1 protein-coding gene is annotated in these 1231 nt (G+C 60.7%); it reads left to right on the plus strand.

The features are described from left to right. Window positions 1-314: 314 nt before the first annotated feature. On the plus strand, window positions 315-1121 hold the full coding sequence (locus H297_RS43400) for a hypothetical protein (protein WP_158693749.1): 807 nt from the start codon (window positions 315-317) through the stop codon (window positions 1119-1121). Window positions 1122-1231 lie beyond the last annotated feature (110 nt).

Raw genomic sequence — 1231 nt, forward strand, 5'->3', positions numbered from 1 at the left:
GGTCGGGCGAGGGAATCTTGGTCGTGAACCCGTCCACCAGAGGCTTCACTTGACTGTTGAATCAACCGGCCAGCTCACGCCGCAAGTTGGCAAAGTCTCATGGCATACACTCATCAGTGGGCAGCGCTGCACCGGTCTTCCGTCGTCGTAGCCTTGCGCAGCACGACTGGCGACGGTTGGACTGTACTCCCATCAAGAGGCTGTCAGAGGCAGACGTCGGCGCAGCTGTCGGAGATCCGATGTCCGCTCTCGGCGCATGCCGGCGATTCACCTGTCGTAGGCCTGAATCGCATCGGCAAACAGGAGGCTTCAACGTGTCGGTTCCCCAAGAAACTCACGAGAACCACGTCGCACCCGGTTCGGCGCTCGACCGTTGGAGTCCGTTTCCCGGGAGAGTTCTCGGAGGTCTCACACTGATCGTCGGCCCCCTGGTGTGGACCTCGGGGCTGTTTGTGCAGTGGCTGGCCAGGCAGTCAGCGTCCCTGTCTCCGACTGAGCTCGATGATCTGGACGCAGATGCGTTTGCCGCATCGATGCTGCTCGTAGTCCATGATCGAGCGCCAGGACTTTCCACTGCAGGATGGACTCTCTTGCTCATCGGCGTCGTCTTGCTGATACCGGCGATGATCAGTCTCTCTCACATCGCGGCCCGCCGAGCACCACTGATCGCGACACTGGGAGCCGGTTTGATGACGCTCGGCCTCGGCGCGCGGATATTTTATCTGGGAGTGGATGCCACCGCTTTCAATCTGGTCGAACGACTTGGAAGCGACGCGGCGTCTTCAGTGTTCCTCGATGGGTACGGTGACCTCGCATATGCCTTCTGGCGCATTCCGGTGGCGATCTCCGTCGGAACTATTCTCGGTTCTGTTCTGATTGCCGTCGCAGCCTATCGGTCCCGATCCTTGGGCTTGTTGCGATGCCTGTTGATCCTTCCGGCCGGCTGGCTCGGCATGGGCATTCTCAAGGAACATGAGCCCGGCCTCGGAGGACTGTGTCTTGCTCTTGTGCTTGTCCCCTGCGGTCTTGCGCTGCTGCGCAACCGTGAGCCACGCTCCCGTGTCCTCTTCGACGAGGATTCGCGCGTACGGCATCCCTCATGGGACCTCATCAGCTGGTGACACCTGCCACTGAGGCTTTGCCAACTTGCGGCGTGAGCTGGCCGGTTGATTCAACAGTCAAGTGAAGCCTCTGGTGGACGGGTTCACGACCAAGATTCCCTCGCCCGACC

The organism is Streptomyces sp. CNT360 (assembly GCF_000424785.1).